The 1,626-nt window shown below is 73.1% G+C and carries 2 protein-coding genes and 1 pseudogene; all 3 read left to right on the forward strand.

The genetic code is table 11. The annotated features are described in order from the left end of the window. Positions 1-783, forward strand: a 783-nt coding sequence (locus G6017_RS06295) for an MBL fold metallo-hydrolase (RefSeq protein WP_194307765.1), incomplete at its 5' end; no start/stop codon positions are given. A 71-nt stretch (positions 784-854) separates the two neighbouring features. After that, the gene (locus G6017_RS06300; RefSeq protein ID WP_182616495.1) at positions 855-1,307 is read left to right on the forward strand and encodes a hypothetical protein; all 453 of its coding nucleotides are present in this window, start codon (positions 855-857) and stop codon (positions 1,305-1,307) included. Next, a pseudogene (locus G6017_RS06305) lies at positions 1,304-1,626 on the forward strand (hypothetical protein); the annotation flags it as partial. The gene G6017_RS06300 and the pseudogene G6017_RS06305, both read left to right, overlap by 4 nt.

The raw sequence follows: 1,626 nt of genomic DNA on the forward strand, positions 1-1,626 counted from the left end.
GTGCCCGACGTGTGCCCGATCTGCGCCGATGAGCGCCAGTTCGTCCCCGCCGGCGGCCAGCGGTGGACCGACCCCGAGGCGTCGGCCGCGCGCGGCGCGCGCATCGAGTTCATGGAGCGCGAGGCGGACGTGATCAACCTGGTCCACCGGGACTGTCCCGGGATCGGGCAGAAGCCGGCGCTCATCCGCACCGACCACGGGAACGTGATGGTCGAGGCGCCGAACCACATCAGCGAGGAGGCCGTCGCGGCGGTGCGCGGATGGGGTGGCATCTCCGCCCTCATCGCCTCCCACCCGCACATGTACGGGGTCCAGTCACTGTGGTCGGCCGCCTTCGACGACGCCCCGGTCTACGTCTCCGCACCGGACGAGCACTGGCTCGGTCTGCGGCCCCGCAACACCGTGGTGTGGGGCGGCGGCCACCCGGGTGAGGAGATCGAGATCCTGCCGGGGGTCCGGGCCTCACAGCCCGGCGGCCACTTCCCCGGCAGCGCGGTGGTCCACTGGACCGCGCGCGACGGCCGGGGGGTGCTGTTCACGGGCGACACCATCGGCACCGTCGCCGATCCGCGCTGGGTCACGTTCATGCGTTCGTTCCCCAACTGGATGCCCCTGTCCGGCGCGGTGGTCCGGCGCATCGCCGAGCACGTCTCGCGCTACCACGTCGACCGGATCTACGCGAACTTCGGCGGCTGCGTCCCCCGCGACGCCGGCGCCGCCGTCCAACGCTCGGCCGAGCGGTACGCCAGGTGGGTCGACGGCGAGTACGACCACCTGACCTGACAACCACGTCGGCGGCCCGGACGACGCCATGACCGCCGATATGTGTCGGGGCGCGGCGCTAGCATCTCCTCGTGGAGTTCCACCCGGAAGGCCTGATCCTCAGCCTCGCGGTGCTCGCCCCGTCTCTCCTGTTGGCGCGTTTCCCCCCTCGGGAGCCGCTTCCGCGGTCGTCGGTGCCCGGCCCGGTGCGCTGGACCGAGCGCGCCGGCCAGGTCCTGTGCCTGGTGGTTCCGGCGGTGGGCGCCTCGGGCACAATCGTCTGGTGGTGGGGTGTTCCCGCGATCTCCGCGCTGGCCGCCTACTACGCCCTGTGGGCCCGGTATCTGGCGACGGGTCGCCACGCCGGGTCCCTGTACTGGTGGCGCCGCGTGCCCGCCCCGATGGCGATCCTGCCGGTGATGGTGTTCCTCACCGCCGCGGGCTGGCTGAGCAGTCCGTGGATCGCGGCGGCTGCCGTCGTACTCGCCCTGGGGCATCTCCCGGTGTCCCTGAGCGCGGCGCGGGCTGTGCGGGAGGCCGTGTGAGCGACACGGGGGTGGAGTTGTGGTGGCTGCCGGTCGGTGCCGGTGGGCACGTCGCGATCCATACGAGCCGCTGGTGGGAGTCGTATCACGCGCGTCGCGAACACCGCCCCGGACGGCCGCTGTTCCACGCCGCGCTGGAGGTCTTCACCGAGCGCGGCCCTCATGTCGTCGAGATGGCGCCGGCCTGGGGGCCGCTCAGCGGATCGAGCGGGGTCGTGGCGACCGGCCCGGTGGGTCTGCGCTGGCTGGGGCGGTCGCGCCTGTTCCGCTACGAGGTCCGCTGCCTGCCCGGGGGCGAGATCCCCGATCGCGCGTGGGC

The organism is Dietzia sp. B44 (assembly GCF_014145245.1).
Lineage (GTDB): Bacteria > Actinomycetota > Actinomycetes > Mycobacteriales > Mycobacteriaceae > Dietzia > Dietzia natronolimnaea.